Genomic DNA, 3,463 nt, shown 5'->3' with positions numbered 1-3,463 from the left:
AGTTCCAATACCTTTTTGAATTCATTAATTGCCTCATTACGCCTGCCAAGATTAAGGTAAGTTCCGCCAAGATTATAATGCAGGTCTATGGAGTCAGGTTGGATCTTAATCCCAGCCTTAAACTCCTCCATTGCGGATTCGAATTTACCTGCGGTAAAATATGTTGTCCCGCGATTTAAATATGTCATCGCATAAGTTTTAAGCGTATCAATACCTCTTCTATCTTTAATCTTTGAGAGTCTTCTTGCCCATTTAAGCCAGTTTTTATGTTCGTCAAGTCCTGCCAGGAGTCTATTCCTATCCGCTGAAGGTAATACTCGACAAAGTAATCCCTCAATTCCCAATGAGTAGTTTTTAGACAGACAATCAATATAATAACTATAAGTAGGGTATCTCTCATAATTTCGGGTAACAGTATCTACCAGCCTTGAGCGGCTAATATCATCTAATCCATCACCCTGGGGATTTGTGGATTTAACAATCCTTTTCGGTTCAATACTTAAGTTGAGATATGGATGTTGTCTTTTGTTTTGTTCTATATGCCATGGATTCTTAAATAATATCATATTAAAAGGGGCAACATCTTCCCGCCTTTTTTCGATATATTGCAAATACCAGATAGGAAATAGGTCATCATCTCCTTTAGTAATCAAAAGGGCATTTTCTTTTAGAGAGTTTAAAATATTCATACAATGGTCGTAAGGTAAATAATATTTACTTCTATCATTATGTTGATAATGAGTTAATAATGGCAACACTGGTAAAAGTAAGAAAAGGAGATAGAGATATGGATTTAATTTCCAGTTTTTAATTCCGAGCTCTATAATTCCGGCTATTCCCTGTCCTATCCAGATACTAATGACAATAAACGCCGGGATGTAGTAATCTTCTATATTTGGAATAGTATATCGAATCGAATGAATGGTATCCGCAATGGCAATAATGAGCAAGAAGATAGCCAGATGTTTTCTTTTGATAAAAAGTATTATTCCCCCTAATAAGCCAAATATAACAGGGAGTAAAGTTATCTGATGAATAAAAAATGTGCTCAGGTGCTCTATTAAATTCTGAAAAAGGGTGTTCATCACAAAAAAACCACTATAAGCCTCAGCCGTAATATGTTCCTTAAATCGTTCAAAGGTTGAAGGGTCTCCCCAATTAGCCAGTGGTTTCGCCATCGCTCGGAGAGGTAAATAAAGATATAAAAAGAGTGGTAGCCCCAAAAAGATAAGATTTTTAATGATAAATGGTATGTTTAAAATTTTTTTATAATTCCGACCAATGGTTACAAAAACCAAATAAATACCTGCTGGAATAAGGAAGATGGTCTGGAGGTGATGAGTGAAGGCTAAACCAAGGAGGAAAGAAAATAGGTAGAGATAGTTTTGAGTTTTTTGCTCCGTGCTCATTGCTTCTGCCCACTTTAGTAAGATAAAGATTAAAAGCGTGGCAAACAGGGCATTTAAGGTATATTTTTCGGCAATAACTGCCTGTTCCCAGAATGTCACGGCAAATGCCAACATAAAACTTGCTACCACCGCAGGGATGAAGGATAAGAGATGAGGGATGAATTTATTCTCTTTATTTCCTGCTTCCCACTTCCTACTTCCTATTTTTAAAGTAATAAAATACACCATCATCACGGTTAATGCCCCAAATAAACCAGAAATCATATTTAGTCGATAGGCGATATTTCCTATTGGAATGCAGGTAAATAATTTTCCACAGAGACAATAAAGAGGATAACCAGGTGGGTGAGGGATACCTAACAAAAATGCCGCTACGGTCATATCTCCAGAATCATGATAGCCAACCGTAGGTGTCAGTGTCTTTAAGTAAATGAAGAAAGAGACAATAAAGATAAGTAATCCAATAAGTATTTGTGGAAATGAAAGGTGAGAAAAATTTTCTTCCTTGTTAAAGATAGCCGTAAAACCTTGTTTGGATTTTTTCTTGACAGATTTTTTCTTCTTAGCCATTTTATCTATTTATTTGCTACCGTTAATGTCAGCCCATCCCCAATTGTAACTCTATATCCGTAAAGGGGTTTTTGATTGATGATTGTTCCTCGTTCATATTCAGTGGATATTTCTTCGCGGATTCGAGTTATCCTTAAGCCTATTTTTTTAACTAATTTAGTTGCATCATCAAGTTTCATGCCAGTTAATTCAGGCATATAAAAACTAAACGGTCTATTACCCAGGCTGATAAGCAGGTTTATTTTAGAATTCTCTGGTAATTTTGTTTTAGGAAGCGGGCTTTGAGCAATGACATAATCTTTTTCTACCGAAGAGTATGCATAAGATATTTGCCCTGTCTGTAATTTTTGATTTGATAAGCGGTTAAGATGATGTTTTGCTTCTGTAAGAGGAATATTTTGAAGATTTGGAACTCGAATAACCATAGAGTTGCCCACACTTACTTTTAAGTCTATCGTCCTTCCTGATTTTACCTTTGTTCCCGGTAGAGGGTCCTGGGAAATAATATAATTTTTCTCCAGGGAATGTTCCTCATAAATCTTATTAACCCTCAGTTTAGACTTACATAAAATATTTGTGGCATTGATTAAATGTTTTCCGGTTACATCTGGAACAATAACCGTTTTTCCCACCGCAGATGTAGGTAAAAAGATATATATAGCCGTGCCCACTACGACCATTATTAATAAAACGGCTATGACACTAAGGACTCGTAATATTATTGAGCCAATCTTTACATTTGGCATAAAAATTTCCTCCAATTACCTGGTTACCTGATTACCGATAACCTGATTTTCTAATTTTGCTATTCTTGATTCTATAGGTGGATGAGTGCTAAATAGCGTCATTAAACCACCACCCAGGAGTGGGTTGACAATAAACATATGAGCCGTAGCTGGGTTAACGTCCATTGGTAGGCGTTGAACACCAAGCGTTAATTTTCGTAAGGCATTGGCAAGACTTATTGGTTTTCCACACATCTGTGCACCAGAGTCATCGGCTAAATATTCCCGCGAGCGTGAGATAGCCATTTGAATCAGCAGTGCGGCTATAGGAGCAACAATAAGCATCACTATAAATGCTAATGGATTACCTCCTTCTTCATCATCACTTCGGCCTATTGGTATCCATCTGGCAAAATGAATCATCCAGCTGATTGCACCCACAATAGTTGCGGCAATAGTCGCAATCAAAATATCCCGATTTTTAATATGAGCCAATTCATGGGCTAAAACTCCTTCTAACTCATCTTCGCTTAATAATTGAAGTATTCCATTAGTTACAGCCACCGCCGCATGGTTTGGATTTCTACCCGTAGCAAAGGCATTAGGAGTAAGCTCAGGAATAATATAAACCTTTGGTTTTGGTAATTGACTAAATTGACATAGATTATCTACAATCCGATGTAATTTAGGTGACTCTTTTTGTGTTACCGGTTTAGCTCGATACATAGCTAAAACAATCTTATCTGAAAACCAGTAACT

3 protein-coding genes are annotated in these 3,463 nt (G+C 36.7%); all 3 read right to left on the bottom strand.

The window, feature by feature from the left end:
• The coding region (locus tag AB1414_17705) for a DUF2723 domain-containing protein (protein MEW6609250.1) at positions 1-1,979 on the bottom strand (1,979 nt) is incomplete at its 3' end.
• A 5-nt stretch (positions 1,980-1,984) separates the two neighbouring features.
• Positions 1,985-2,725, bottom strand: coding sequence for a PASTA domain-containing protein (locus AB1414_17700; GenBank protein ID MEW6609249.1), 741 nt, complete (start codon positions 2,723-2,725; stop codon positions 1,985-1,987).
• Positions 2,726-2,740: 15 nt separating this feature from the next.
• Positions 2,741-3,463: zinc metalloprotease HtpX (locus AB1414_17695; GenBank protein ID MEW6609248.1), on the bottom strand; the 723-nt coding region annotated here is incomplete at its 5' end.

This window comes from bacterium (genome assembly GCA_040755795.1).
GTDB lineage: Bacteria > UBA9089 > CG2-30-40-21 > CG2-30-40-21 > SBAY01 > JBFLXS01.
Note: the sequence above shows the minus strand (reverse complement) of the source record. Positions and strands in the feature narration are given on the sequence as shown.

Coding starts and splice junctions, on each gene's coding strand:
- AB1414_17700 (MEW6609249.1), bottom strand. CDS start 2,725: ATGCCAAATGTAAAGATTGGCTCAATAATATTACGAGTCCTTAGTGTC.